Consider the following 25620-nt stretch of genomic DNA (forward strand, 5'->3'; position numbering starts at 1 on the left):
GGGGATAAAGGCGACCACTTCGCTTCTTCAGGTTTTTTCTGCCCTCTACGTTCTTGTGTAAATGTATAGTTCACCTTATATAGAATCGTCGCAGAGTTCAGCTTCGGAGGAAATTTGTTTAAAAGGGGGAGGCCTAATTGACCCATTCACGCATGCGCAAAAGAGGGGGGCCGCTCGCCAGAGAGGCCCAGATCGCAGGTTGGCTGTTTGTATCGCCGATGGTGCTTGGGTTTACCCTGCTGCTGTTATTTCCCATGGGTCTCGCGTTATACATGAGCCTGACCGATTGGCCGCTGCTGGGGGATCATCATTTTATTGGATTGGAGAATTACCAGAATATTATGACAGACGCCATGTTCTGGAAAGTGCTTGCCAATACGGTTTATTTCACAGCGGGGCTGGTGCCGCTTAATATTGTGCTCGCCTTGCTACTCGCGTTGTTATTGTCCAGAAATCTGCGGGGCATCGGAATTTTCCGAACCGCCATCTTTGTTCCGGTCATGACCTCGTTGATCGTATGGGCCATCGTGTGGAAGCTGATGTATGCGACAGAGTCGGGATTGATTAATCAGCTTCTGTTGATGGCCGGCATCAAGGGTCCGGCCTGGCTTTACAATGAAGATTTGGCAATGCCAGCGGTTATCGTGACAAGTGTGCTGAAAAATGTCGGTCTGAATATGGTGCTGTTCATTGCAGCCATTCAGCAGGTACCGCGTTCACTGTACGAAGCAGCAACATTAGACGGGGCGGGCAAAAGGGGAACCTTCTTTCACGTCACGCTGCCCATGATCACGCCAACGGTGTTTCTGACTGTAGTCATGACCGTGATTGGTTCACTCAAAGTATTCGGGCAGATCTATGTGATGACACAGGGCGGGCCGAGCAACAGCACCAAGGTATTGGTTTATTATATCTGGGAAAAAGCATTCAAATTATTTCAGTTTGGCTATGCTTCTGCTCTCGCATATGTACTGTTCTTTATCGTGCTAATTCTGACGCTGCTGCAATGGCAGCTCCGAAAGAGGTGGGTATTCAATGAAGGCGATGCCTAGTCCTTCGGGGCGGAAGATAGGAAGTACTCTGGGGACGTATTTGTTGCTGACTCTGATTTCGCTCATTATGATTGTGCCATTTATCTGGATGATATCGACGTCATTCAAGGAGCCTCAGAGTATATTCATCTATCCACCGCAGTGGATACCGGAACCATTCCGATTTCAGAACTACATCGATGTCTTTCGATTGATTCCGTTTCACCGTTTTTATTGGAACAGTATCTACATTTCTGCGTTGGTTGTGATAGGAACAGTATTCTTTGCCTCTCTCGCCGGCTATGCATTCGCCAAAATTCCGTTTAAGGGACGTAATGTGGTATTTCTCATTCTGCTAAGTGCGATGATGATTCCCCATGAGGTGACAGCGATACCGATGTTTCTGTTCATGCGGCAGCTGGGGTGGATTGATACCCATCTTCCGCTGATATTATTGCCGATCTTTGGCGCGGGTGGTGTGTTTGGCATCTTTGTGATGCGGCAGTTCTTCATTACGGTGCCAACGGAACTGGAAGAAGCGGCGATGATTGATGGTTGCAACCGATTCCGGATATATGCGCGAATTATGCTGCCCATTGCCAAGCCGGGTATGGCTACGCTGACGATCTTCACGTTTGTGACGATCTGGAATGAGTTTTTTGATCCGTTAATCTTCATTAACTCGCGTGATCTAATGACGCTGCCGCTTGGATTATCCCTGTTTACAGATGAAGTGGGTACAGCCTGGCAATATCTGATGAGTGCCACCGTCATGGCAACCTTGCCACTGCTTATTGTTTTTTTCCTGGCACAGCGGCGCTTCATTGAGGGGGTTGCCATGACGGGATTGAAAGAGTAAGCCTTGTAATACGTGCAATAGAACGGAAGGAGGGACAACATTTGCGTGAACGGATGAGCATGAAAAAGGAAGAAGCAGATGTCGTTATTGTGGGAGGGGGCCCTGCAGGTATAGCGGCAGCCATTGCGGCTGGACGACAGGGGATACGAACAGTGCTGGTGGAGCGATATGGATTCGTGGGCGGGATGTCAACTGCCGCTATGGTCTATCCCTGGATGACTTTCCATACGGAGCGCGGTGAGCAGGTTATTAAAGGTATTGCGCAGGAGATTGTGGATCGTTTGCAGGCACGTGGTGGCTCCCCGGGGCATCTGCGCGATACGGTTGGGTTTGTGCATACCGTCACGCCGTACCATCCAGCCATCTTTCAGGTGGTTGCGGCAGAGATGTTACAGGAGGCAGGTGTCCGGCTTCTGTTGCACAGCTTTGTGGACGAGGTGGTTGTTGTTGATGATCGGGTGGAAGCGGTTCGAGTGACCAACAAGTCTGGACAAAAAGAGTTCCATGCGAATGTATTTGTGGATACAAGCGGGGATGCGGATCTGGCTTATCTTGCGGGTGCTTCTGTGGCAAAAGGACGAGACGGGGATTATCAGTCACAGCCGATGACCATGAAATTCCGCATGCGTGGTGTCGATCTTGGACGAGTGAAACGATATATGCTGGAGCACCCGGAGGATTTCTATGTGAAAACTCCCTTTGCTGAACTGGACAGCATTCCGTTAACCGGGGTGAGTGGTTTCTATTCCCAGTGGAAAAAAGCAGGTGTGCCGATTAATCGCGACCAGGTGTTATTTTTTACCGGACCGGCAGAAGATGAAGTGCTGATTAATTGTACCCGAGTGCAGGGATTTGATGCGACAGATGCCGAGGATCTGACCTCTGCGGAACAGGAAGGTCGGAAGCAGGTGCTGATGATTGCTGAGTTTTTGCAGCGTGATGTGCCTGGCTTCGAACGGGCTTCGATCTCGGCAGTAGCGCCGCAGATTGGTATCCGTGAATCCAGACGAATTATAGGTCGTTACGCATTGACCCGGACGGATGTAGTTGCAGGACGAAAATTTGACGATGTAATTGCCAGAAGTGGTTATCCGATTGATATTCATGACCCTTCGGGTCAAGGTGTTGTGGCTGCCTTTATAGAAGGAGATGGGGCGTACGATATTCCGTATCGCTGTCTGGTCTCTCGCAATATCCGCAATCTGCTGGCGGCAGGACGTTGCATCTCTACCACACATGAGGCGCATGCAACGACAAGGTTGACTCCAAGCTGTATGGCTACCGGGGAGGCCGCAGGAACAGCTGCTGCACTCACAGTGAAGATGAAGCTGGACCCGGTGGAACTGCCGATCGAGCTGTTACAGGCGGAATTACGTCACAACGGAGCGGCGATCTAGCGGATGAGCTGATTGTGGACGAATTGGGCGATCGGGTGAATCATTAATAGTGGGAGTGGGTGTTTATTTAATTCGCGGTGGCGTACGTTTTAACGAACCTGAGACGTCTAATTCAGGAATATAAGCTGAAATGAAAAATGTAACGAATCTCAGTGAAGTTATTTTACTCAAAACCCTGTAATAGGGGGTAAAAGCGGGGTGAATCGGAAGAATAGAGCGTCTACGATTCGTTAGATTAGAAACTATCCCACAAATAGCTAAATAAGCTTCCCTCAGTTCGTTAGAAATTGGTGGGAGGCTCGTGAATTGAATGATGAGCATAATTGTAGCCCCAAAGACTCCAAATCCACTGCATAGCATAGGTGAATTTAGAGTTTTTGGGGCGTTCTCATGCGTTACTCCCTCTGATTATCAATTCATCCGTGCCTCAAGTCGCCTTGCGACAATGGACAGCGCGTAGTTGATGGCAAAATACAGTACGGCTGCGAGCAGCAGGGCCGGGATAATGTAATCGAAACTTTGACCACCAAGGATCTGCACGTTGTGCATCAACTCCGGCAGAGAGATGATGATCGCCAGTGAAGTATCCTTCAGGAGTGAGATGAACTGGCTGACCATCGGCGGGGACATGCGGCGTAGCGCCTGTGGCATGATGATGCCACCGAGGGTCTGCATGTAGCTGAGGCCCGAGGAGCGGGCAGCTTCCACCTGACCGCGCTCAACGGACTTCAGACCGCTACGGACGATCTCGGCAATCATCGCGCCTTCAAACAGACTCAGTCCAACGACCGTGGACCAGAAGACGGACATTTTAATCCCGAGCTGCGGAAGTACCATGTGAATGAAGAAAATGATGAGCAACAGCGGCAGATTCCGGATCGTATCCACGATCACTGCCACGATCTGTGACAGAACAGGGATACGGGTATACCGGATCGTACCCAGCACAGTGCCAAGCACAAAGCTGAATATAATGGATAGCCCTGCTACCTGCAGGGTAATCAGGAATCCTTGAAGCAGGAAACGAAGGTTGGGCCACGCATAGGCCCCGCTAAAGTCCATATTTTATTAGCCTCCTTCTGTATGCAGGAATGGAATATCGAAGATCAATAGATGGGGCATGGACAAGTCGATATATTTCCCTGAAAATCTGCGCAGGTACAAGTCAATCTGCTACATGGTGACCTGACCTGCCGGTTTGTTCTTTTTCGGTTTGCCTTTGGTGCTGCGCGCTTCTGCATCGCTCTGTCCAAACCTGCGCTCCATATAATGCACCAGAAAGCTGAGTGGTAGTGTCAGCACCAGATAGAACAGCGCAACAATGGTGTACACACTTAGCGGCTGGAATGTATCCGAGTTAACCAGGTCGGCAAAATACATAAGATCCATACCGGCAACAACGGCAAGAATGGATGAGTTTTTGACCAAATTGATGAACTGGTTGCCAATGGACGGCAACACAATTTTGATGGCCTGGGGCAGAATGATCAGGTTCATGGCCTGTACATAGGACAAGCCGGAGGACCTTGCTGCTTCCAGTTGTCCACGCGGCACCGTCTGAATGCCCGCTCGGATCGCTTCGGCAATGAAAGCGGCGGTGTAGATGGTCAGACCCAGAGTGCCGGAGACAAACCCATCCAGCGAGATGCCTAGTGCAGGCAGTCCAAGATAGAAGAAAAACACAACCAGCAGCAATGGGATGTTTCGGATAAATTCCACAAAAGCCGTGCCGATCCAGTTCAGCGGTTTCACAGGGGATATCCGAAAGATAGCCAGGATCGCGCCAAGGATAAAGCTGCCAATGAGAGCCATAATGCTCACTTGAATGGTATTCAGGAACCCTTCCAGAAAACGATCCGAGTGTCGCATTAGTACGCTGAAATCCAATGTGCCCATATAGGCGAAGCCTCCGTTCTCCAGATGTAGAAACGGCGATTACGTCTGCTCATGCTTCGCATCCAGCAGACGAATTCGCCGCTTACCTATCTTAATTCGGGTTACTCGGGCTTGGAGCCCAGCCATTTCTCATGTAATGTGTCATATTCCCCGCTGTCTTTCATGCTTTTGAGCAGCGTGTTGACTTCCTCCACGAAGGCAGTGTCGCCTTTGCGAATGGCCATACCATAAGGTTCGCTTGTGAAATTACCACCAACCAATTGGAAGCTGTTATCCGTCTGTTGCATGCCGATGAGGATGATGTTATCTGTGGTCAGCGCTTCGCCTTTACCTGCTTTGAGAGCAGTGAATGCATCCTGATAGTTATCGAATTCAAGCACCTCAGCATCCGGGGCTTTCTCGCGAATATTCTGAGCAGATGTGGAACCTTTCACCGCGAGTACTTTCACCCCGCTGAGGCTTTCCAAGCCGGTAATTGCACTGTCGTTTTTCACCAGCAGGGACTGCCCTGCTTCAAAATAAACATCACTGAAATCTACCTGTTCCTTACGCTCATCCGTAATCGTCATTGTGGCGATGATGATGTCGATGTCTCCATTTTGCAGCATGGGAATACGCGTCTTGGAAGTGACCTCTTTCAGTTCGACCTTTGTCTCATCTCCAAGGATCTGTTTGGCGAGTGCCTTGGCGATATCAATATCGAACCCTTCAACGTTGCCACTTGCGGGATCTTTCAAGCCAAACAACTTCGTATCGTATTTCACACCGGCAATGAGCTTGCCGCGTTCCTTAATCCGCTCAATTGTGCCTTTCGCCTCGGCGTCACCACCACCGCTCGCTGAAGGTGTATCTGTACCTGTACTACAACCTGACAATACAAGGGAGAGAATGAGGACAAGCATAAATGATGGCCATTTCAATAATTTCTTCATGAATAAAGACCCCTTTCAAAATGGAATATTGGATTATTCTCAATGATGAATCAGACGGCTCAGGAATTGCTGTGCTCGTTCTTCTCTGGGGTTGTCAAAAAATTCAGCAGCGTTGGCCTCTTCAACAATTCGGCCTTCGTCCATGAAGATGACCCGGTCCGCAACTTCGCGGGCGAATCCCATCTCATGGGTAACGACGACCATGGTCATGCCATTATGGGCAAGGGAACGCATAACATCGAGGACTTCCCCGATCATCTCGGGATCGAGTGCGGAGGTAGGTTCATCAAAAAGCATGATTTTGGGCTCCATGGCGAGTCCTCTGGCGATGGCTACCCTTTGTTGCTGTCCACCGGACAACTGGGAGGGATAACTGTCTGCTTTGTCGGCAATGCCCACTCGGGTCAGATACTTCATTGCTGTTGCGGCTGCTTGTTCTTTGGGTTGTTTGCGCACCTTCATGGGTGCAAGGGTAATGTTATCGATGACTTTTTTGTGAGGATACAGATTGAAGTGTTGAAATACCATGCCGATGTCACGGCGGAAGAGGTTAATGTCCACCTTTTTCTGATGTAGAGGAATCCCACTGACGACAAGTTCACCTTCGGTAATGGTCTCCAGGCGGTTAATACAGCGGAGTAATGTGCTTTTGCCGGAGCCGGAAGGTCCGATAATGACGACGACCTCTCCTTCTTCAATGTGAAGATGGATATCCTTGAGGACATGAAAATGACCGAAATGCTTCTGGACACCCCTAAATTCAATCAAGAGTACACCCCATCCTTTCTGCAACGTCTGTGTGTAAAAGGGATAATAAGGAATAAATTGAAACTAGTTATTTAATCATACATAGTCATCCTGCTTATGGCAATTGGTTTGTGATAAAACATGACATAAGTAATGTGTAACCTAGGGCTATAGCCAGAAAATATGTTATATATCTGTCATGTTATTAACTCCCTTGTGACGAATCCTGACAGAAAAATGAATCTATTCTCCTAGTTGTTTTCCAACCTTTGGAATAGTTGTATAGAGTATACTAGAAGTGATGTTTGATTTATGACTCTGATTAACAAAACAAATAGCATCAAGTTCCACGTGTACATGGCAAGAAAGCTCAACCCTACACGTCATGCCATTGATATGATGGAGTGAGAGAGTGTCCGTTTGAACGTAAGTAAAGAAAGTAAAAGCGATATATTGATCATTGATCCCATAACAATTCCATTACATGTAGAGAGGATGATTCTGCACGATGAATACATATCACTCCCCAATGTCGACAGGAGCAAGTGCCCAGTTCGATGTTCGAGCTTATGAAGCCAATTTGCCTGTCATTCCTGCTCAGGATTTTCAGCTTACAGACTATGGAGCTGTTGGAGACGGAGTAACAGATAATACGGAGATGTTCCGACTTGCCATCGCTTCATGTGCTGAAGCAGGAGGTGGGAGAATCGTTATTCCTGCCGGGGTATGGCTCACAGGTCCGATTGTAATGCGCAGCCGGATCGAGCTACATGTGGAAGCAGGGGCACTGGTTACATTTAGCCGAGATTTCGATCAATACCCATTAATTGCATCAAGCTTCGAAGGCTGGCAGGTGGTACGTTGCCAATCCCCGATCGATGGTGATCAACTGGAGGATATTGCGATTACTGGTGAGGGGATATGGGATGGTGGCGGGGAAGCGTGGCGTCCGGTGAAACGCTCCAAAATGACCACTTCACAATGGAAAAAATTAGTCGCTTCCGGTGGTGTTGTAGAGCAATCCGGTGGGGATGAAGAAATCTGGTGGCCTACCACAGCTGCACTTGAAGGCGGCACCATTGCGAATCGATTGCATCAGGAGCAGGTAAGTGATACCACTGCCTATGAAGAAGTTAGAGACTTTTTGCGTCCCAACATGGTCAGTTTACGGAGATGCAAACGGGTATTGCTGGACGGTCCAACGTTCCAGAACTCACCTGCATGGAATCTGCACCCCTGGGCATCTGAGCATGTCACCATTCGTAACGTGAGTGTGCGGAATCCGTGGTTTTCTCAGAATGGAGATGGGCTGGACATTGAATCCTGTCGTCATGTGGTGGTGGAGAAGAGTATATTCGATGTCGGTGATGATGCGATCTGTCTAAAATCAGGCAAGGACGCCGAAGGCCGTGAGCTTGGCCTGCCATCGGAGTACATCACCATTCGGGATTGCACGGTGTATCACGGTCATGGCGGGTTTGTCATTGGCAGTGAAATGTCCGGTGGTGTGCGGCATGTGCGAGTATCGGATTGTACGTTTATCGGAACGGACATTGGACTTCGCTTCAAAAGCGCACGTGGGCGCGGCGGAGTGGTTGAGGACATTCAGATTGAGCGTATATATATGAAAGATATCATTATGGAAGCCATCTCGTTTTCCTTTTTCTATGCGAATCAGGAGGGCTCTGCCCGGGGCAGTGATCTGTCTCAGGAGATTAGCGAAGAGACGCCAGTGTTCCGGGATATTCGAATATCGGATGTGGTCTGTGCTGGTGCCGACACTGCGTTGCTTGTGAGTGGATTGCCGGAACTGCCTTTGGATGGGGTGATCATCCAGCGTTACAGCGTGCAAGCCCGCAGTGGTATCCAATGTGCTCATGCGAAACATCTGCATATCGCTGAATTGCAGGCGCAGATCACCGAAGGTCCGCTGGTTCATTTGCACCAGTGTAAAGGGGCAGAATTAGAGAGCATTCAGGGCAAAGGCGCAGATGGCCGACTTCTGATGGTGACAGGACACGAATCCGCAGGCATTGTCTGCCGAGAAGGTGATGCCGACACAGAAGGTCGCCAGATCTCTGTTGGTCCCGAGGTACGAAGTGGTGTGATCATTCGCAGGTAAAAGTTATGTAATAAGGTTTATACAAGTTGGTCAAACTCAGCCGCAGTGGCGTAGCCATAGATCCAGTAATCGTGGTGCTTCACGATATAAGGGATGCGTAATCTCTGGAGCAAGGCCACCCACTCGGCTTTTATATGAAGTTATCGGATGATCTACCGGTGTTCCTTGCGATAGCGCAGCGGTGTTGTACCGGTAACCTGTTTGAATGTTTTGTTAAAATGAGCCGTATGCTCAAATCCTACCTTCTCTGCGATCATTTGTACACGCTCTTGTGTGGAAAGCAGTCTTCGCTGTGCCTCTCGGACGCGGACAACACGCAAGTATTCGCTGAATCGAAACCCCGTAAATCGGCTGAACATCCGGCTCAGATAGGATGGGCTGATATAAAAACGATTGGCTGCACCCTCCAGCGTAAGTGGTTCGGTATAGTTTTTATTCACATAAGTGACGATTTCACTGATTTTGTCCTGCATCGGATGCAAGGGGCCGGGGCATGACTGCCGGATGTTCTCCTCTACCCGATGAATACGGATCAAAAGTTGGGCAAGCAGACTTCTTACGGCGATCTCATAGTGAGGGCGTCGCTCTTTGCATTCTTGCAGCATCTGCCACAATATACGCTCCATCTCGGGCTGTTCCGCTTCAGGCAGGCGAAGGAGTCTTGAACAATTAAAAGGCAGCAGACCACATATGCCAAGTTCCATCCCCGTTGCAAAAGCAGGCGAAAAACCGATTAATATCCGTTCGAAGCCGGGAATACTTCCTTTGGAGGTGGTATGTACATCGTGTGGATTAATCAGAATGAAATCACCCTTGCGGGCGGACAGAATCTGACCATTCATGGAATACACTCGTTCACCTTCAAGTAAGTAATACAGTTCGTAGAATGGATGAGCGTGAGGTTGTGGCATACCATTCCCATCATGTCTGCGCATATGTTCAATGGTAAATGAATGTTCACCGATTCGGTATTTGGGTCCAATCCGGTCCTCTATGAGACTCATGGTACAGCTCCCCTCTGCTTCACGGATTAACAACGATATCCATATCATAACGGAACATCCATCTTTTTGTAAACGCTATCATTGGAAATGAAATATTTCTTTAATCCTATCGTTAAATACCGAGAGAACGAATTCGGCAAGGCACTTATGTGCTGTCAAGGTGACAAAACTTGAATGATGTTTTAGAGTAGGGAGAGAGAGGCGAAACTCTGGTTAAGGAGTGTCTCCAATATGATTTGGAAGGAAGGAAACAGGTTATGACGACACATGAATTATCGCCATTGGTTGCTGCGCTCAATATGCAGCCTCACGTTGAAGGCGGTTGGTATAAGGAAGAATGGAAGGCATCTTATCAGATTCCACAGTCCGTTCTGCCGGATACATACTCCGGCCCACGATTCTCGGCAAGTTCCACATATTTCCTGCTGCATGCACATGAAATCTCCGAGTGGCATACGGTTCTGTCCGATGAACTTTGGCTGTGGCACAGCGGCAGTCCGGTTGAACTGAAGCTGGGCGGCAACGGGGAGAACCCGGAGAACGAGGAAGTTCTTGTTCTGGGGATGGATATTGCTGCGGGGCAATCACCACAGGTGCTCGTTCCTGCCGGCGTATGGCAGACAGCACGTCCGCTGGGCGATGAGCCTGTACTGGTAACTTGCGTAGTAGCGCCAGGTTTCCACTTTGATGATTTCAAGCTGGTATCCAAAGGCTAAGTATAACTTTTATCACGAAATCCCGATCCAGGTGCATAGGCATCCGAATCGGGATTTTTTTGGATTGCGCGTATTAAGTATGCTAAGGTCTGTACCCAGTTCAGGGATAGATCATTCCCTTTTGAATAAGCATCACTTTTGGCAATAACTGATCACTTGGGATTCTCGTTACTCATCCAGCTGTCCACATAAAACTCCTCATGATAATCCGGTTGCTGAGCGAGTTCTTTAAGCTTCTGTTCAGCTTCTTCAGCGGTAAGATATTCTCCAATAACTGCTGTAAACTCACCAGTGGGCGTTTTGAGGAAAGAGATGTCCTCATCCGGATAGGATTCTTTAATTATACCCATCGATTCTCCAAAAGGCATTGATTCTGTGCGGAGAGAGTATACTTTCCAAGGTGTGACCGGTTTGCCGTCGGAAGTCAGTTTCACTTCCAGGTATCCAGGGTTCTTGAATTCCGTTACGGCATACTGTACCCCTTCTTTCAGTACAACTACGAATCCGACGGAAGAGTCGTCTAAAATCATGGAACCATAAACATCTTTCACTAAAGGCTGGGTCATGAAGTCGGCTTTGACTTTCTCTATATCCATGTAACGTGCACCGCTAAAAGTGAAGAGGATACGATTCGGTGCTTCTTTGTGTACCACATTATAATGGGGCGCATCATTAGTCTGATCTTGCTCGTCGGTGCTAAAATTGATTTTAAGCGTATTTTCGGTTGCTTCCGATCCGACAGTTACTCCATCGGTAATCTTGCCGCCATCGCCGAATTGAAGTACCTGAACAATCGTTCCGACCACAGGTATTTTGGACATGGCGTTTGCTACGGAAGGGATGTTCACCACGAAGAGAAAAGCAGCACATGCCGCTATGACTGAGGCATAACGAATCATTCGAGATGAACTCTTGCGAGCAGCGGCTCTTTTCTGTGCACGATGAATAACGTCATTAAGTTGAGCAGGGATTTCAATATTTTCGTATCGATCTTTTCCTGTCATACGTTCTCGACCTCTCCTTCAATCAAATAAATTTTTAATTTTTTGATAATACGATAGAATTTGGACTTAACTGTATTTTCCGGTATGGAGAGCACTTCAGCCATCTCTCGAAAAGGCAGATTCACAAAGATTTTTAATATAATATAAGCTCTTTCCTCGGGGATAAGCCGGTCCAGTGCATCATATAGATCCATTTTTTCTTCCAGCGACGCCCCTCGCTCTGGAGCCACAAACTCCTGCGCATGATCCTCCATATAGGTCACTCGCTGGTTACGTCGAATATGATCTATCGCCGTGTTAATCACAATTCGTGACATCCAGGAATCAAAATAAGTCATGGACTCCATCTTTCCATAAGCGATGAACCCTTTATAGACCGCTTCGGATACGATATCCAGCGCTTCTTGTTCATTTTTAACATAGCAGTATGCCAGTCGATATAATTTATTTTGAATCTCTGTTATTTTTTCGCTGAACTGTTCTTCTTTTGTCTTTTTATGGTTCAGTCTAATCACTCCTGATCCCCCCTGATCAACCTAAATATTCAAGTCACCGCTTGTTCCAGGCCTGGATTCTATATAAGTGCTTGAGTTCGCTTGACACTCGTTAGACTGATGAGGAGACAAAATAGTTCTAAACGGTCAAAAAAACTTTTTTCTTTCGGCCCTGTATAGGATAATGAGCCTCGCCTCCATTCTTAACAACGAATAGTTGGCCTATAACATCACATACCAAAACACCCGCTCTTCCAAGATCGAAGGCGGGTGTAATCGAATTCATCTGCTTATATTAGAAGTTAAAGTTATCTGGATCAGAACCAAAGCGTTTGTTCTCGTTCAGGCCGTTAATCTGCTCTATTTCTTCCGAAGTTAACTCAAAATCATAGAGATCGGCGTTCGCGCGAATACGCTCAGGGGTGACGGATTTCGGTATCGTCACGATGCCGTTCTGCAGATCCCAGCGCAGAATTACTTGTGCGGGGGACTTGCTGTATTTGGCGGCGATATCCTTCAGCAACGGATAATCCATCAGATGACCTTGTCCGAGCGGAGACCAGGCTTCAATCTGAATCTGATGTTTGTTGCAGTACTCACGAAGCTCTGACTGAATTAATAGTGGGTGAAGCTCCACCTGATTAACTGCTGGTTTGATCGTGGCATCGATCATCAAGTCTTCCAGATGGTGAATCTGGAAGTTGCTCACACCGATCGCCCGGATGCGTCCTTCTTTATGGAGTTTCTCCAGCGCTCTCCATGTATCTTTGTACTTGCCCTTAACCGGCCAGTGGATGAGATAGAGATCCAGGTACTCCAGTTCAAGTCGTTCCATGCTGGCTTCAAAGGCAGCTAGCGTGGATTCATATCCCTGATCGCTATTCCATACTTTAGTGGTAATGAACAGATCCTCACGAGCTACTCCAGATTCACGAATACCCTGAGCGACACCTGTTTCGTTGTTATACGCTTTGGCTGTGTCGATGCTGCGATAACCAGCTTGAATGGCTGTTTTGACAGCATGAACGACTTCGTCTCCGTCTTTAACTTTGAATACCCCAAACCCCAGCCATGGCATTTTGACTCCGTTATAGAGTGTGGTTGTGTCCTGCACGTGTTTCATGGTCCGAAATTCCTCCTCTTATTGATTCATTGTTCCACTATGTAATTACCCTGCTGTTCAGCAGCCAATCGATATCGAAGAGCCGTCTTGAATGATTATACTAAACTCTTCCTTGTATTGGAAAAGGGAGCGATCCATTTTACGAGACAAACGCCGCTATTATCCTTTTTCCTCAACCAGAGGTTTGGTTTTGACGCTTGTGGGTGATAAGATGAAGTATACGAAACATGGAAGTCAAGACTTTGTAATTGGAGAGTTTACATAAGAACAGACGAAGTACGGAATCGGGTACAGACCGGACCGTACGATTAACGATAAAGGAGCAAGAATACAATGGCTAAACCTAAACAAACCAAAAAAGCAGCTGCCTGGTCTCTCGTAGTGATGGGAGCAGGATTTGCTGCATCCTTGCCGTTCCAGGGCGCTCCTGTGGGCAAGTTGCTGGTAGGATCATTTGAAGCGGGACTCGTGGGTGGACTTGCGGACTGGTTCGCAGTTACCGCATTATTCCGTCACCCGCTCGGCATTCCCATTCCACACACGGCATTGCTGCCGAAAAATCGTGATAAAATGACGGAAGGTCTGGTCTCCGCAGTAGAGAATAACTTGCTAAACAAAGACAGTATTACCGAGAAAATTGCAGATTTCAAAGCAGCAGAGACGGTACTCGATACGTTGACCCGTGAGCTTCACAGTGACGGGATCAAGACGATGATTGATACACTCTGCAAGCGAATTCTGGCGGGTCTGCCGTTAGAGCAGATTGCTCCGCTCGTGGCACGTGAGATCAAGTCACAAGCGGGCGCCTTTGATCTGGGTCCGATTCTGGAACGGGCTGCCCACCAGATGACAGAGCGGGGTTATGACGCCAAAGCGCTGGACTACGGACTGAAGCAAGCCGAGGAGTGGCTGGTTAAACCCGAGACGATCATGTTTTTGGGTGAAAGCGGCATGAAAGCCATCAGCGGCATTCAGATGAACGGATTGATGCAGTTTGCGATGAATGCGTTCCTGGGTTATATGAACGAGGAGCGTCTGGGTGGCATTTTACAAGGATATCTCTTCGATCGGGTAGAGGATATGAAACGTGAAGGCAGCGCTCTAAGGTACAAGGTGCTTGATATGGTACGTACCCAGACGGTGCGTTTGGCAATGAGCGAGGCTATGCAAGATGGAATCAACAATTGGAAGAACAATATGCTGGAGGGTTGGAACGCAGAGGAAACGGTGCTGAACAAACTCACCGAACTGAGAGACAAGGCGCTCGCCGCGATGGAAGATGGACAGTATGTAGATACGTATGCACTGCCTGCCATTGAGCGGGTATTGGTTGATCTGCGGGCAGATGACGAGTTGATGACAGGCATGAATGCCAAGATTATAAATGGCGTCACAACACTGCTGGAGAAAAACCATTCCAAAATCGGTAAACTGGTACGCGAAAATGTGGACAAAATGGACAATGCCACTTTGGTTTCGATGATTGAGGATAAGGTTGGACAGGATCTGCAATGGATTCGGATCAACGGAGCCGTTACCGGATTTGTTATCGGGATTGCGCTGACTGCGCTGCAGATGGCATTGGCATAACAGTAAATCATGCAAAAGGAGGGCCGCTCTTTCGAGGAGCAGGCTCTTTTTGTCGTGGATGGGAAAATTATGATGTACTTGATGCAAGAATTAGGAAAGTGGGTAATGTACACCAAAGTGTCCTATTTGAATCATATAGGAAGAAAGTTACATGAAAACGATTCTGTTAGCCGATATGGCTCATGTTGATTTTGTACTATGATGCAGGTAACAGATGAATAGGGTGTACTTCACATATAGTGAATGCCTCTATTCTATCATGAGGGGGGATCCGTATTAAACGTGCAGGGTGGTTGAAGGGTTTGTTCACACTAATGATGGTGTTTACTATATTTTTGGGAGGTTGTCAGAACATGAATGCAAGTGAGAAGGAAGCTCTATACCAAGAAGCTGAAGCAACCGTAATTCAGCACTTCAAGCAGAAGTTTGAACTGGATGTTGTGATTACAAGCAAAGAGTTGTTGCCGGAAATGGCAGTGTCCCAGATTGGGCTGAAAGGGCATGTGAAAGATCATGAAGATCAGAGCTTTGGCATTTCGTACGACTATAAAAAGAAAGTAACCAAGAACCTGGTCATTAGCCCTGAGATTGAGGAAGTGATGATGGCCAAGGGACATAATCCATACGACAAATAAAGGGAGGTGTAGTTATTGAGTAACGGGTCCAATATTGATGATGAAACGTATAAAACGATGTCTGATCTAGCCTACCAGGATCAAAAGGCTGGAGACAAATTAACGGAACTTCCCGGATGGGAGGTCCTTGAGGGGACGGAAAGCAATAAATTTTCCGGTTTTGATGCCGTAACATTTTATAATCCCGAGACCAAGGAAGCTGTCATTGCTTATCGTGGTACAGAAGGAAGTGCGTCCTTGGATCGCTCTGTACCTGACTTTGTCATGGATGGCCGCATTGGGGGCGGAGAATTGATTCGTAAGGGCCAGCAGGAGGCCGGGAATTTTGTCAATAATCTTACGCCGGATTGGCTCGACAAAGGGGTCGAAGGTGTCAAGGACTTCACGGGGATATCCAAAGTGGAGGATTGGGCTGGTGACAGGGTAAGAGACGTGGAGAACTGGACGGGTGATCGCGTAAAGGATATTGAAAAAACCGTTTCCCCTACAGGCTGGGCCAATCAGATGTATCAATCCGAAGACTACGCAAATCACATGCAGAACAAGCATAAGGATCTGAATTTCTCGATGACCGGACATTCCTTGGGCGGGGGAAATGCACAATATGCATCTGCTTATACCGGAATTCCAGCCGTGACGTTTAGTGCACCATCTGTAATGGGTAATCTGACGCCAGAAATGCGGCGCCGGGCAGAAGCGGGTGCATTTGACGGGCAGGTTGTGAACTATGCCAATCCAAGTGATCTGGTAGCCAGCGGAACGCTGGGAGGATATGACCGGCATGTGGGATCGACCTATTACATCAACTCCGATTATGACTCGGCGAATGACGGCGTGAGTATTATCGATAAAGCCAAGAACTCATTTGGCGGGGAAAACTATCACAGTCTGGATCAATATGATTTCAAAAATGGTTACATATCCAATGACCTGTACGATCCGATTACTGGAGAGAGAATCCGCTATTCACCACGCCTTATGGATCACATGGGACCGTTCAGCAAGAACTTAGGTCCGTTACGTTCCAAGTCTGGCGGCGGTGGAGGTATGGCTTCGGCTGCTGCGGCTTCAGGACTGATTCAGGTAACGCCGGAAGAACTGAAAAGTGTCGCTTCGCGGTGGAAGCAAAATGCACAACAATGCAATGCTGAGCTAAACCAGGTACGAAGCCGCATGGCTCAATACCTGCATACAAGTCGCAGTCGCAGGCTGGAGCCGATTGTCACCCAACTGGACGCGTCGATTCAAGAACTTAGCACATGGCATATGAAACATACCAGTCAGTTCCTGAACTTTATTGATGAGAAAGCAGATGCTTTCCGGCAGGCGGACGAGAGTCCGGTTCATTTTAATTAGGAACCACGTTGGTTAATGTCGATATCACGTACATGGGGGAGGGGAATGCAAGTGGGTGGACAATTGCTGGTGGAATTGAATGATCTTCGAATCGCGGAAAAAGAACTGACACAGCTGCTTGCCCGTCTGCAAGCCGATGAACAGGAAGCGAGGGCGTTATACAGTCGCCTGAACGATTGGAAAGGCCAGTCTGCTGATCATACAAGACAGCAGATTGAAGAGTTTTTTGCGGGCCTGTCCAGACGTATTCAATCCATCGAACAGCAGAAGAAAAGCTTGCTGCAATACATTGAGATCATGATCCAGACGGATCAGGAACGCTAAAGAGTGGTAAGGCTGATGCCATATTGCGGATGGCAATCAGCTTGGATAAGAGTGTGACCGTGGAGCGGCATGATTAGAGCCTTAACCACGGATTGTAAAGAACATGGGTAGCCAATCAAGATGATGATAGCTAAAAAAGCCTATGGCATACCGGGTTTGATCCCGGTGCCATAGGCTTCTTTGTTATCTGAATTTTTCTCAGGTTTTCGTAAATCTGTGAGTTAGTTCTTAACGTTTTTTGCGGCGTGTAGCCAACGCGATTCCCAAGAAGGACAGAATCAGAGCCAGAATGGATACGATCAACGTTGCTTGTTGAAGCTTCAGCGTACCCGGGTCTGTATCCGTGTTGTTTGGTTCACCTGTAACGGTGTCATTGAGGGCATCGCCCAGCGTGGTGTCATCGTTTGCTTTGCTATCGTCGGTAGCTGCATTATCCCCAGTGGCGCCTTCTGTACCTGCACTATCGTGTCCATCGTTGGCATGACCTCCACCTGCCGCAGCATTACCAGCAGCAGCCGGATCTTCGCTAATCGTTGTGATACTGTGCGGGTTGGCATCACTTGGTTGGCCTGTCCATTCTACGATGCTGCCATCGCTGTAGTATTGGAATGCATCCCAAGCTACTTCACTTTCCGCCTTAGGGTTCTGTGCAACGAAGTTGAACTGCTGGAATTGTCCTGCCAGAATTCCCTCGTTATCGCCGTCAATCTCCCACGTAATTGATGTTACTTCATTGGAATCGTTCTTCTCTGTAGTGATTTTCCAGCCTGCCAGTGGTTGATATTGCTTGAATGCAACACCTTCCGGAACTTTCATGGTGATTTTGGTCGTAGGCAGTTCTTTCTCGGATGGAATCTTAATCGTGTACGTCTGCCATGCGCTTGTCTGTGCAACGGATGGGCTAACGGTAACGTGAGCGCTCGCGAATCCGGCGAATAACATGAATGCTGCGGTACCTGTTGCGATAGTGGATGTTAGTTTGGAAATCCATGATGTTTTCTTCAAAATAAATAACCCCTCTCAGTTCTTATCATATATGATTCGGCCCATTTTCTTAAATGAGTGTCTACGTTCTGCAAAGCATCGCTTCGGTTACGATTGGTTCTTTCGAATGATTAAAAGCAGGTTACACTTGCTACTTCGATGACAGAATAACCTTCCGATCGCTGTTATCCCCAGATTTTTTGATTCCCTTTTCTTAAAGGGTAAAATCCGGGGATAAAGGCGAACGCTTCGCTTCTTCACGCTATTTCTGTCCTCTCCGTTCTCGTGTAGATCAGAAAACTTTTAGCTTCGCTTCTCCAGAATCAATTTCATTCCCTTCACTTCACTACATTTGCAGTTTGTAGAAACACTAATTTTAGATTGGGTCACTTTTCAATTTAAACGTTGTGTAACTATGGCTTGGCGGTATCAATCTCAAATTCGGCATCTAGTGCATCCAACGTTTTGGTCAGGAGATGTACCTTGATATTCCAGCGTCCAGGCATGGAGATGTAATCTTCAGCCTTGTACACACCGGTGTCATTTTTCGGAATGGTGATCTCATAGATTCCCATATCCATGTCCAGATGTGTGAGTGACAGGGTGATCTGTTCCAGATCGTTAACGATACTTCCATCTGCACGTTTCACATCGACTTCAAATTGGTTCTCTCCCGTTACATTGGGACTCACCTGAAGTGTGATCGCTGAGCCATCTTCGGTAGTTTTGGTCTCCTGATACGGTCCGACCGCAGCCGGTTGTCCTGGAGACAGGTGTGTCAGTACGGCAGCAAGAGCGAGAATCACAGCACCAGTAGCAAGCTCAGCTTTCAGGCTGCCGGATAATCTGCTTCCTGTTGCTGCTCTTGCTAATCTGGCATGACGCCATGCAAAGAGAACCATCACAATCAGCAGGACGATCTTGCTAATCAGGACAAGGCCATAGGCTGTAGTGAACAAGGAAGTCAGCACAGGTGCTGGTAGAATAATCAGACTGCTGTATATCCCAGTAGCAACCAGAGCGGCTACGGCGCCAATTCCCCAGGCGGTAAACCTGCGAATAGCAACCCAGTAGACTTCTCCTCGCACCTTCGATGGCAGCTTATCCGCCAGTGGAGGCAGACATATCGCCATGGCGGTTAGTGCGCCAATCCAGAAAGCGGCACCAATCAGATGTGTGAAATCCATGGCAATCGCGAGCGCACGTTGATCCGCCGCAGCCGGATGTCCCGTCATGGCATGCGTGAACAGCCATCCAAGCACGAGCACAAGTGAGCCGTAAGAAGACCAGATGCGAGCACGGATGGATCGATCGCGATCATATCCGGAGAGAATCGTGACAGCCAGCAGCATTACAATGAGGATCTGTAACATCCAGATCTGGCCAAAGGATGTCAGCTTGAGCGCACTTCCGATCAGTCCCCAGCTTAGTTCGTTCAGAGCCACACCAGATTCATACAATGTATTCAGTGGCAGGCTGACCAAGGCGGCAAAGGAAGCAGCAGCATAGCTGATCCATAACAATCTGTAGCTACCCGGAACGTCCATAGGTTCTCTTGTCATGGATGTCGGTGCAATTCGCAGCAGCAAGAATGCAAGTGTCCCCAGAATGACAGACAATCCGAGATACTGAATCCAGTCTGTCAGGGAAACGATCCATTTCAGCGGTCCACCTGTTGAACCGGAACCGGATGTAAGATCACTCAGTCCGGCAGGAGAACCGGATGGTTCACCGATGTGGAAAACATATGTCCCTTGGATGGGGTGCCCATCGGCAGATACAGCTTTCCAGTTAACGGCATAAGTCCCGTTCCCGAGTCCAGCCTGAAGGCCAGTCTCCAGAATATGAGGGCGATCCACATCAATCTGTACATTTCCATCGTCTGCCTGATTGCCGTCAGGGCCGGTAATTTTGATATCATAAAAGGCCGTCTGCAAGGATTCGTTAAACTCCAGCGTCAGCTGCTCCGGAGCAGCTACGAGGATCTCATTTTCTCCTGGCGAAGCCTTAACAATATAAGCATGGGCAGATGCCCACTGTGGCATAACAAGGCAACATAAGAGCAACAGGCAGGTGACCAATGCCCAGTGCCGTTTGCCCCATTTCAGGGTAAAGCGTGTGAAAATCAAAAAATCATCACCCTCAGGTTATAGATTTGTAGTCATTCATGGTCCTCTAAGCACAATCTAACCCATTATAACTTTGTCCAAAATGACTGCGTATGACTACATTGGGCTATAAAAAAACGATTTGGTCTACATAAATGTGACAAAAGCATGAATGTGTATGTTGCAGAACAACATCTCGTCTCATGTTACAAATCTCATATAGGTATGTGTTACGTTCGTGCTACCATTCACATATCACTACGAAACTGCGCTATTTGCGAAGTTTACGTCCCGCAAGCCCGCTCTCTAGCGCATAGCGGGTGAGCTGTACCCGGTTTTCAAGCTGGAGCTTCTGCAAAATGTTTTTGAGATGATTCTTCACCGTCTGGTCTGAAATACCGAGTTGATCGGCAATCTCCCGATTGGTATATCCCGCGGATACCCATTGCAGAATCTCAAGCTCCCGTGCCGTTAGCGGGTTATCTTGCATATCTTCACTGCGTGGTGCGGGAAACTCCTGCAAAATCCGGTAGGCCAGTTCCTTACTGAGCGGTGCGTCGTCACTGACGATGGCGCGCAGGTATTCAAGCCAGGTGGAAGGCGTTAGATTTTTGAGCAAATAGCCTTGAGCACCTTGTTTCAGTGCTTCGAACAGAAACGTTACATCATCCGATACCGTGACCATAACAACAATAACATAAGGGAATCGCAGCTTGATCTGACGGGTGGCTTCCAGCCCATCCATGCCCGGCATCTGCACGTCCATCAGGATCAGGTCGGGCATCCATTGCCCGGTGAGCTCCAGCGCTTCCTGTCCATTCGAAGCTGTACCAATCACTTCAAACAGGCTGTCCTCGGATAAAATGCTACAGATCGCTTCACGCGCATGCGCATGATCATCAACAACCAATACACGTACATGTTCCATATTAAGTATGCTCCTTTCCTATCGTCATTCGGGTATGCCCTGATCTTGAATCGAGGGTAAAAGACCACCCCATCTCGGCAGCACGCTCTTTCGTAATTCGCAGTCCGTACCGATCCTTCAGATGAAGAGGATCTCCAGGTAGTCCATTCCCATTATCCTGAATATAAATGAACCAGGCAATTGGGTTACCTTCCGCGTGAACCTGAACGCGGGTAGCCTGCGCATGTTTGCGTACATTCAGTAAACCCTCCCGGATACAAGCGAGCAGTTCCACTTGTTCCTTGGCAGAGAACGTTACACCCTTGAGGTCCCAATGAATCTGTGCACCAGGTACCGTTTCCTTGACGAGCACTTCAACCTGCGCATGCAGTGAAATAATTTCTGATGTTACCGTAGAGGAAGGAACAAAACGCAACTGGGCGATAGCTTGCCTTACATATGTATTGACTTCATGCACGGTTTTTTGAATCTCCTGGATCTCATGCTCATGTCCGCTGCCTGCCAGACTACGGCCTGCTTTATCAGTCTTCACTGAGAGCAGGAAAAGAGACTGAGATATGCCGTCGTGAAGTTCCCGTGCCAATTGGTCACGAGCTTCCAGAGCTGCTTTCGCTGCACGTTCCTGCTCCAGAGCAGCCCTGGCACCTTCGAGCATGTGGAACAATCGGCTGAGCAGTGTCACGCTGACGAGATAAACAATGACGGGTGTTAACCAGTTCCCGGCGTCCATCGAAAGGTATGGCATCAGAAACTGATGGCGAATATATTCCCAGATGCCAACCGTGAAAGTGGGGATCAGCAGAATCATCCATTTAATTTGTTTATAGGACATGAATGCAGAACTCCTTTGATCTAGGATTAGCTTAATTAGGTACTTTATTTATATAGGGATGGGACCATTATAACGCAAGCTTGTCCAAGACCCTAGTCTGTGTCTTTGGAGAAAGCTGGGGAGGATCAGGGAGTATTTAAAAGGATATCTAAGAATGACAAGGGGTGAAATGTTGTCACGCTAGGTGAGGGTTGGTGTGACCAGCTGAGGAAGGCTGAGTCCGTTTTCCCTATCGGAGAAGGTCCTCTATACTTATATAGAACGTGAATTCATTACAAAACATGTTAAGGAGTGAAGCAACAACATGAGTCAAGAAGTATTGGAACGTCGCAGTGAATTGCTCAAAAAGAACATTCACCAGATGCTTGTTCAAGACAATCAGCACGGTATCAGTCGCCAAGACAACATGTTTTTGCAGCAGATGATTAAAGAGCTGCATCAGACCTCACATGAACTGAATACCAAATCTTAATGTAGAATCTGCACGAGAATGAAGTTGTCTGGTGTACGATTCATTCCATGAAAATGAAAATGGCGCTATCTCCGATCAGACCGGGGATAGCGCTTTGACTTGTTTAGGGGCTTATAGAAGAAGCTCCGTTCATCTTACTGCAACTGTTGCTGAGCGGTTCTTTTCTCAATATATTGAATGAACAACTCGGCAAGCTCCGGATCGAACTGTGAACCCGAACATGCGCGTAGCTCCCGAATCGCTTCTTCCACGTTCTTGGTTTCCTGATATGGCCGCTCTGTCGTCATAGCATCAAAGGAGTCAATCACGGTCAGCATCCGGCAGAGCCGGGGAATCTCGTTACCCTTCAGGCCGTAAGGATAGCCTTTGCCATCATAGCGTTCGTGGTGAAGTTCAATATACGGAATCAGATCGGCGAAGCGATCGTTGGTGATCACCATTTTTTTGCCCCAAGTGACATGTCCTTTGATCGTTTCCCATTCTTCTGCAGTGAGCTTGTCCTTTTTGTTCAGAATGGACCAAGGAATCTCCAGTTTGCCGATGTCATGAATCAGTGCTCCCAGCACGAAACGACGTTTTTCCGCATTGTCCAGTGCAAGCAATTCACTGATATCCAGGGCATATTTGTAGACCCGTTTGGAATGTTTAAAAGTATCCATATCCTTGTATCTGAACAGATTGAGCTGCTGCTCAATGTCACGAACGTCCTGTACCAGATCAATCTCGTGTTCCATGCCATCATTGCTACCGTGGCGGTGCACGTTATTCTTGCCCTGTTTCTTCGCATAATACAGTGCTTTATCCGCCTGATCCACGAGCTGGGATTTGTTATACATATCCACCTGATAGGGCGCGACGCCAGCAGAGAAGGAGAGACAACCGTGTGGAAACACTTCAACACCTTCAAACGGCGTGTCGTTCAGTTGTTTACGAAGCTTGTTCATGAACCTGTAGGATTCGTCCAGTTCCATGCCTGGCATGAGCAAAGTAAACTCTTCCCCTCCATAACGAAAGGCGGTAACAGGTGTGCCTTCCGTCTTGCGCATCAGAAAATCTCCCAGCAGGGCCAGCAGACTGTCGCCTTGTAGATGGCCAAACCGATCGTTATACTTTTTGAAATCATCAATATCAATAAGCCCCAGACAGAGCGGTGTTCCTTGCGTACGAGCGGTAGTCAGTTCATTTTCCAGCATACTTTCAAAATAACTATGGTTGAACAGACCTGTGCGTTGATCCGTGTTAGCTTTCTCCTCGATGGTCTGATACATGACAAACAATTGCTTGAATGCATGGGAGAGCAGAATACTGAGACTCAGATACAACAACAGACCGAGCACGCCATTGTGTACAACCAGAATCGTCAGGACAAGCGCCAGAATCAGCGTACATAAATAAACCAGCAGGGATTCGGTAACGAATGCCCGCTTCATCTGCTGTAATGCATCCTTTGTTGAGAAATGAAAGAATAAGCCAAGTGTAATCGTGTTGATGATGAAGTAGGCTGCGAGTGCTGCAAAATAAGGAATCAGGTTATAACCGTCCAGAGTTCCCGATTGCCCGCCAGTCCACTCAAACACGGCAGCTGCTCCCGTAATCATGAGACTGTAGATGCTGAAATTGACAATATGTTTCCACCAGGTAAGCTTGCGCTCTTTGATTAACAGGATGATGGAGACAGGAAGCAGCACAGATAAACTGAAAGCTCCGCCAAACATAAATATACAGGCAAGGTATACCGATGAATCCATGGATTGCTGATTGCCTTTGGGTGGAATCTGGAACGTGAAATAATCCAGAATTAACGCCGCACCCAGCATGGTGTAGACCATAACCCAATCCGCCGTGGTTAGATGAAGATAAGACCACTTGTTCATGTACAGAAAAACACCGATCCCGGTAAAACTAAGCAAAATAACATACAGACTGCTTCGATCTGCCTTATGGATAAGGTTACGAATAAAGTTCATAAAAAATCTCCTGCTTGGGTTTAGTCTACTCTTGATGTGTATATAATTGGTGTTTTGTATATGGATATACTATATAGATGTATAACATACCAAGTTGCCTGCCAAAAATCCAGAAAGAAAAAACAGGCCGCTGGCAGCCTGTTTGTCTTGTTTGGCGGTATGGATACTAGCCGCCCAGCTTGTATCCCGAAGTTAACGCTACAACGACAGAAGCCACGATGATTGCGTTGATGACAATGCGGGAATATTTCATACCTTCAAATTTTTTCATGGAGAAGACCTCCCTTCCTTGGAGTCTACCTGTTTCTTCAAGCCTGATGAGTTTTAGCAGGTTGTACAGCCTTTTTGTCCCGATTCACCATCATGTATTGGATAAAAAGGAATATGCCAACGTTCATGACCACATCACCGATACTGATCACCTGAGTCCGTGGATAAGGGCTGGAGAGTGGGATGATATCACCGAGAAAAGGCAGATTTGTAGATGCATCCATCATAAAATGCTTCGATACGGCGCCGCCTTCCCTGAGCATGTCTACATAATAGGGACCCAGTACAGCGGAGGCTTCCACAGAAACAGGCATGCGCCCACCATTTACAGCCATAACGGCAAAATTGAGAAATACCCCAATCCAGATGAGCATGAACCCGGTATGGTGTCTGTTGAGCCACAGGAAAGCGAGCCCTGTAATGTAAACGGCAGCAAAGAGATATCCATTAATGGATGCCACCCATTCGAATCGTTCCTGGAGATAGAAAATAAAGAACTGGATTAGTAACAATACAGGGAAAATCCAGCCGCTTCGCAGTTTGAGTGTTGCAAACTGGTTGAGCCCATGCCGCAACCCGCCCCGAAAAAATCCAACGATTAAGCCTAGTAGAATACCGTCATATACCATGGAGTAACTCCTGTTCGTGCGGAGATATGCAATATGATTGCGTGTTTGTGTACATATAGGATTCGACCTTATATTGGTAATTCCTGCATGAGGAAAATGATTTTGTAGAAGAAATTTGCAAAATGCTGAACAAAAAACCGCCTTTACGAATCTAGGGGTCGAAACCCCTGTAAAATTCGGTAAAGGACGGCTGCTTATGG

The 25620-nt window shown here is 47.7% G+C and carries 24 protein-coding genes; 10 read left to right on the top strand and 14 right to left on the bottom strand.

Annotated elements, in window-relative coordinates; genetic code table 11:
- Window positions 1-152 precede the first annotated feature (152 nt).
- The 3 genes from NST33_RS02100 to NST33_RS02110 are packed head-to-tail and all read left to right on the top strand — an operon-like array spanning window position 153 to window position 3287.
- Window positions 153-1052: a sugar ABC transporter permease gene (locus NST33_RS02100; RefSeq protein WP_339308585.1), complete on the top strand. Its 900-nt coding sequence runs from the start codon at window positions 153-155 to the stop codon at window positions 1050-1052.
- Window positions 1036-1890 (top strand): carbohydrate ABC transporter permease, encoded by an 855-nt coding sequence (locus tag NST33_RS02105; protein ID WP_145325714.1) that lies wholly within the window; start codon window positions 1036-1038, stop codon window positions 1888-1890. Before NST33_RS02100 ends, NST33_RS02105 begins: the two co-directional genes overlap by 17 nt.
- A gap of 59 nt (window positions 1891-1949) precedes the next feature.
- Window positions 1950-3287 (top strand): FAD-dependent oxidoreductase, encoded by a 1338-nt coding sequence (locus NST33_RS02110; protein WP_339308587.1) that lies wholly within the window; start codon window positions 1950-1952, stop codon window positions 3285-3287.
- A 411-nt stretch (window positions 3288-3698) separates the two neighbouring features.
- Here the strand turns inward: NST33_RS02110 and NST33_RS02115 are convergent, their stop codons facing one another.
- From NST33_RS02115 to NST33_RS02130, 4 genes are all read right to left on the bottom strand, one after another.
- On the bottom strand, window positions 3699-4349 hold the full coding sequence (locus NST33_RS02115) for an amino acid ABC transporter permease (RefSeq protein ID WP_221823860.1): 651 nt from the start codon (window positions 4347-4349) through the stop codon (window positions 3699-3701).
- A gap of 111 nt (window positions 4350-4460) precedes the next feature.
- Complete coding sequence (locus tag NST33_RS02120) at window positions 4461-5183, bottom strand: amino acid ABC transporter permease (protein WP_036616642.1); 723 nt, start codon at window positions 5181-5183, stop codon at window positions 4461-4463.
- A 101-nt stretch (window positions 5184-5284) separates the two neighbouring features.
- Window positions 5285-6115, bottom strand: a complete 831-nt coding sequence (locus tag NST33_RS02125; protein ID WP_017691036.1) for a transporter substrate-binding domain-containing protein — start codon at window positions 6113-6115, stop codon at window positions 5285-5287.
- Window positions 6116-6154: 39 nt separating this feature from the next.
- On the bottom strand, window positions 6155-6883 hold the full coding sequence (locus NST33_RS02130) for an amino acid ABC transporter ATP-binding protein (protein ID WP_051449904.1): 729 nt from the start codon (window positions 6881-6883) through the stop codon (window positions 6155-6157).
- A gap of 487 nt (window positions 6884-7370) precedes the next feature.
- Here NST33_RS02130 and NST33_RS02135 point away from each other — a divergent pair, with 487 nt between their 5' ends.
- Window positions 7371-8984, top strand: coding sequence for a glycoside hydrolase family 28 protein (locus NST33_RS02135; RefSeq protein ID WP_221823861.1), 1614 nt, complete (start codon window positions 7371-7373; stop codon window positions 8982-8984).
- A gap of 152 nt (window positions 8985-9136) precedes the next feature.
- Here the strand turns inward: NST33_RS02135 and NST33_RS02140 are convergent, their stop codons facing one another.
- On the bottom strand, window positions 9137-9988 hold the full coding sequence (locus tag NST33_RS02140; protein ID WP_017691033.1) for an AraC family transcriptional regulator: 852 nt from the start codon (window positions 9986-9988) through the stop codon (window positions 9137-9139).
- Window positions 9989-10245: 257 nt separating this feature from the next.
- Between NST33_RS02140 and NST33_RS02145 the strand changes: the two genes are divergently transcribed.
- Window positions 10246-10704, top strand: a complete 459-nt coding sequence (locus NST33_RS02145) for a cupin domain-containing protein (protein ID WP_076216501.1) — start codon at window positions 10246-10248, stop codon at window positions 10702-10704.
- Window positions 10705-10856: 152 nt separating this feature from the next.
- Here the strand turns inward: NST33_RS02145 and NST33_RS02150 are convergent, their stop codons facing one another.
- The 3 genes from NST33_RS02150 to NST33_RS02160 all read right to left on the bottom strand — a co-directional run bounded on the left by NST33_RS02150 (window position 10857) and on the right by NST33_RS02160 (window position 13325).
- On the bottom strand, window positions 10857-11708 hold the full coding sequence (locus tag NST33_RS02150; protein ID WP_221823863.1) for a hypothetical protein: 852 nt from the start codon (window positions 11706-11708) through the stop codon (window positions 10857-10859).
- Entirely contained in the window at window positions 11705-12223 is a 519-nt protein-coding gene (locus NST33_RS02155; RefSeq protein WP_339306566.1) for a sigma-70 family RNA polymerase sigma factor, read from the bottom strand. Before NST33_RS02155 ends, NST33_RS02150 begins: the two co-directional genes overlap by 4 nt.
- A gap of 274 nt (window positions 12224-12497) precedes the next feature.
- Window positions 12498-13325 (bottom strand): aldo/keto reductase, encoded by an 828-nt coding sequence (locus NST33_RS02160; protein ID WP_339306568.1) that lies wholly within the window; start codon window positions 13323-13325, stop codon window positions 12498-12500.
- A 333-nt stretch (window positions 13326-13658) separates the two neighbouring features.
- Between NST33_RS02160 and NST33_RS02165 the strand changes: the two genes are divergently transcribed.
- The 4 genes from NST33_RS02165 to NST33_RS02180 all read left to right on the top strand — a co-directional run bounded on the left by NST33_RS02165 (window position 13659) and on the right by NST33_RS02180 (window position 17230).
- Entirely contained in the window at window positions 13659-14915 is a 1257-nt protein-coding gene (locus NST33_RS02165; RefSeq protein WP_221823869.1) for a DUF445 domain-containing protein, read from the top strand.
- 353 nt (window positions 14916-15268) lie between these two features.
- Window positions 15269-15550, top strand: coding sequence for a hypothetical protein (locus NST33_RS02170; RefSeq protein ID WP_100527832.1), 282 nt, complete (start codon window positions 15269-15271; stop codon window positions 15548-15550).
- A 15-nt stretch (window positions 15551-15565) separates the two neighbouring features.
- The gene (locus NST33_RS02175; protein ID WP_237177561.1) at window positions 15566-16906 is read left to right on the top strand and encodes a hypothetical protein; all 1341 of its coding nucleotides are present in this window, start codon (window positions 15566-15568) and stop codon (window positions 16904-16906) included.
- A gap of 45 nt (window positions 16907-16951) precedes the next feature.
- Complete coding sequence (locus NST33_RS02180; RefSeq protein WP_237177562.1) at window positions 16952-17230, top strand: hypothetical protein; 279 nt, start codon at window positions 16952-16954, stop codon at window positions 17228-17230.
- A gap of 228 nt (window positions 17231-17458) precedes the next feature.
- Here NST33_RS02180 and NST33_RS02185 read toward each other — a convergent pair whose 3' ends face one another.
- The 4 genes from NST33_RS02185 to NST33_RS02200 all read right to left on the bottom strand — a co-directional run bounded on the left by NST33_RS02185 (window position 17459) and on the right by NST33_RS02200 (window position 22082).
- On the bottom strand, window positions 17459-18235 hold the full coding sequence (locus tag NST33_RS02185; protein ID WP_260632942.1) for a YcnI family protein: 777 nt from the start codon (window positions 18233-18235) through the stop codon (window positions 17459-17461).
- A gap of 392 nt (window positions 18236-18627) precedes the next feature.
- Complete coding sequence (locus NST33_RS02190; RefSeq protein WP_221823872.1) at window positions 18628-20343, bottom strand: copper resistance protein CopC; 1716 nt, start codon at window positions 20341-20343, stop codon at window positions 18628-18630.
- A gap of 250 nt (window positions 20344-20593) precedes the next feature.
- Complete coding sequence (locus tag NST33_RS02195) at window positions 20594-21250, bottom strand: response regulator transcription factor (protein WP_211084473.1); 657 nt, start codon at window positions 21248-21250, stop codon at window positions 20594-20596.
- Between the two features lies 1 nt (window position 21251).
- Complete coding sequence (locus NST33_RS02200; protein WP_221823874.1) at window positions 21252-22082, bottom strand: histidine kinase; 831 nt, start codon at window positions 22080-22082, stop codon at window positions 21252-21254.
- 304 nt (window positions 22083-22386) lie between these two features.
- On the opposite strand from NST33_RS02200, the gene NST33_RS02205 reads away from it, so the two are divergent.
- Entirely contained in the window at window positions 22387-22554 is a 168-nt protein-coding gene (locus NST33_RS02205; RefSeq protein WP_017691019.1) for a hypothetical protein, read from the top strand.
- Window positions 22555-22688: 134 nt separating this feature from the next.
- On the opposite strand, the gene NST33_RS02210 is transcribed toward NST33_RS02205, so the two are convergent.
- Both NST33_RS02210 and NST33_RS02215 read right to left on the bottom strand, forming a co-directional pair.
- Window positions 22689-24521, bottom strand: coding sequence for a diguanylate cyclase (locus tag NST33_RS02210; RefSeq protein WP_221823876.1), 1833 nt, complete (start codon window positions 24519-24521; stop codon window positions 22689-22691).
- Between the two features lie 308 nt (window positions 24522-24829).
- Window positions 24830-25420 carry a DUF5317 domain-containing protein gene (locus NST33_RS02215; protein WP_221823878.1) on the bottom strand — a complete coding sequence of 197 codons (591 nt, stop codon included), beginning with the start codon at window positions 25418-25420 and terminating at the stop codon, window positions 24830-24832.
- Window positions 25421-25620: the final 200 nt, after the last annotated feature.

Origin of the sequence: Paenibacillus sp. FSL L8-0435 (genome assembly GCF_037965655.1) — a bacterium.
Taxonomy (GTDB): Bacteria; Bacillota; Bacilli; order Paenibacillales; family Paenibacillaceae; genus Paenibacillus.

Excerpts from the sequence above, each read along its gene's own strand:
- NST33_RS02195 (WP_211084473.1), bottom strand. The coding sequence starts at position 21,250 with ATGGAACATGTACGTGTATTGGTTGTTGATGATCATGCGCATGCGCGT.
- NST33_RS02150 (WP_221823863.1), bottom strand. The coding sequence starts at position 11,708 with ATGACAGGAAAAGATCGATACGAAAATATTGAAATCCCTGCTCAACTT.
- NST33_RS02165 (WP_221823869.1), top strand. The coding sequence starts at position 13,659 with ATGGCTAAACCTAAACAAACCAAAAAAGCAGCTGCCTGGTCTCTCGTA.
- NST33_RS02140 (WP_017691033.1), bottom strand. The coding sequence starts at position 9,988 with ATGAGTCTCATAGAGGACCGGATTGGACCCAAATACCGAATCGGTGAA.
- NST33_RS02200 (WP_221823874.1), bottom strand. The coding sequence starts at position 22,082 with ATGTCCTATAAACAAATTAAATGGATGATTCTGCTGATCCCCACTTTC.
- NST33_RS02205 (WP_017691019.1), top strand. The coding sequence starts at position 22,387 with ATGAGTCAAGAAGTATTGGAACGTCGCAGTGAATTGCTCAAAAAGAAC.
- NST33_RS02145 (WP_076216501.1), top strand. The coding sequence starts at position 10,246 with ATGACGACACATGAATTATCGCCATTGGTTGCTGCGCTCAATATGCAG.
- NST33_RS02125 (WP_017691036.1), bottom strand. The coding sequence starts at position 6,115 with ATGAAGAAATTATTGAAATGGCCATCATTTATGCTTGTCCTCATTCTC.
- NST33_RS02170 (WP_100527832.1), top strand. The coding sequence starts at position 15,269 with ATGAATGCAAGTGAGAAGGAAGCTCTATACCAAGAAGCTGAAGCAACC.
- NST33_RS02105 (WP_145325714.1), top strand. The coding sequence starts at position 1,036 with ATGAAGGCGATGCCTAGTCCTTCGGGGCGGAAGATAGGAAGTACTCTG.
- NST33_RS02110 (WP_339308587.1), top strand. The coding sequence starts at position 1,950 with ATGAAAAAGGAAGAAGCAGATGTCGTTATTGTGGGAGGGGGCCCTGCA.
- NST33_RS02160 (WP_339306568.1), bottom strand. The coding sequence starts at position 13,325 with ATGAAACACGTGCAGGACACAACCACACTCTATAACGGAGTCAAAATG.
- NST33_RS02180 (WP_237177562.1), top strand. The coding sequence starts at position 16,952 with ATGCAAGTGGGTGGACAATTGCTGGTGGAATTGAATGATCTTCGAATC.
- NST33_RS02135 (WP_221823861.1), top strand. The coding sequence starts at position 7,371 with ATGAATACATATCACTCCCCAATGTCGACAGGAGCAAGTGCCCAGTTC.
- NST33_RS02100 (WP_339308585.1), top strand. The coding sequence starts at position 153 with ATGCGCAAAAGAGGGGGGCCGCTCGCCAGAGAGGCCCAGATCGCAGGT.
- NST33_RS02115 (WP_221823860.1), bottom strand. The coding sequence starts at position 4,349 with ATGGACTTTAGCGGGGCCTATGCGTGGCCCAACCTTCGTTTCCTGCTT.
- NST33_RS02215 (WP_221823878.1), bottom strand. The coding sequence starts at position 25,420 with ATGGTATATGACGGTATTCTACTAGGCTTAATCGTTGGATTTTTTCGG.
- NST33_RS02210 (WP_221823876.1), bottom strand. The coding sequence starts at position 24,521 with ATGAACTTTATTCGTAACCTTATCCATAAGGCAGATCGAAGCAGTCTG.
- NST33_RS02120 (WP_036616642.1), bottom strand. The coding sequence starts at position 5,183 with ATGGGCACATTGGATTTCAGCGTACTAATGCGACACTCGGATCGTTTT.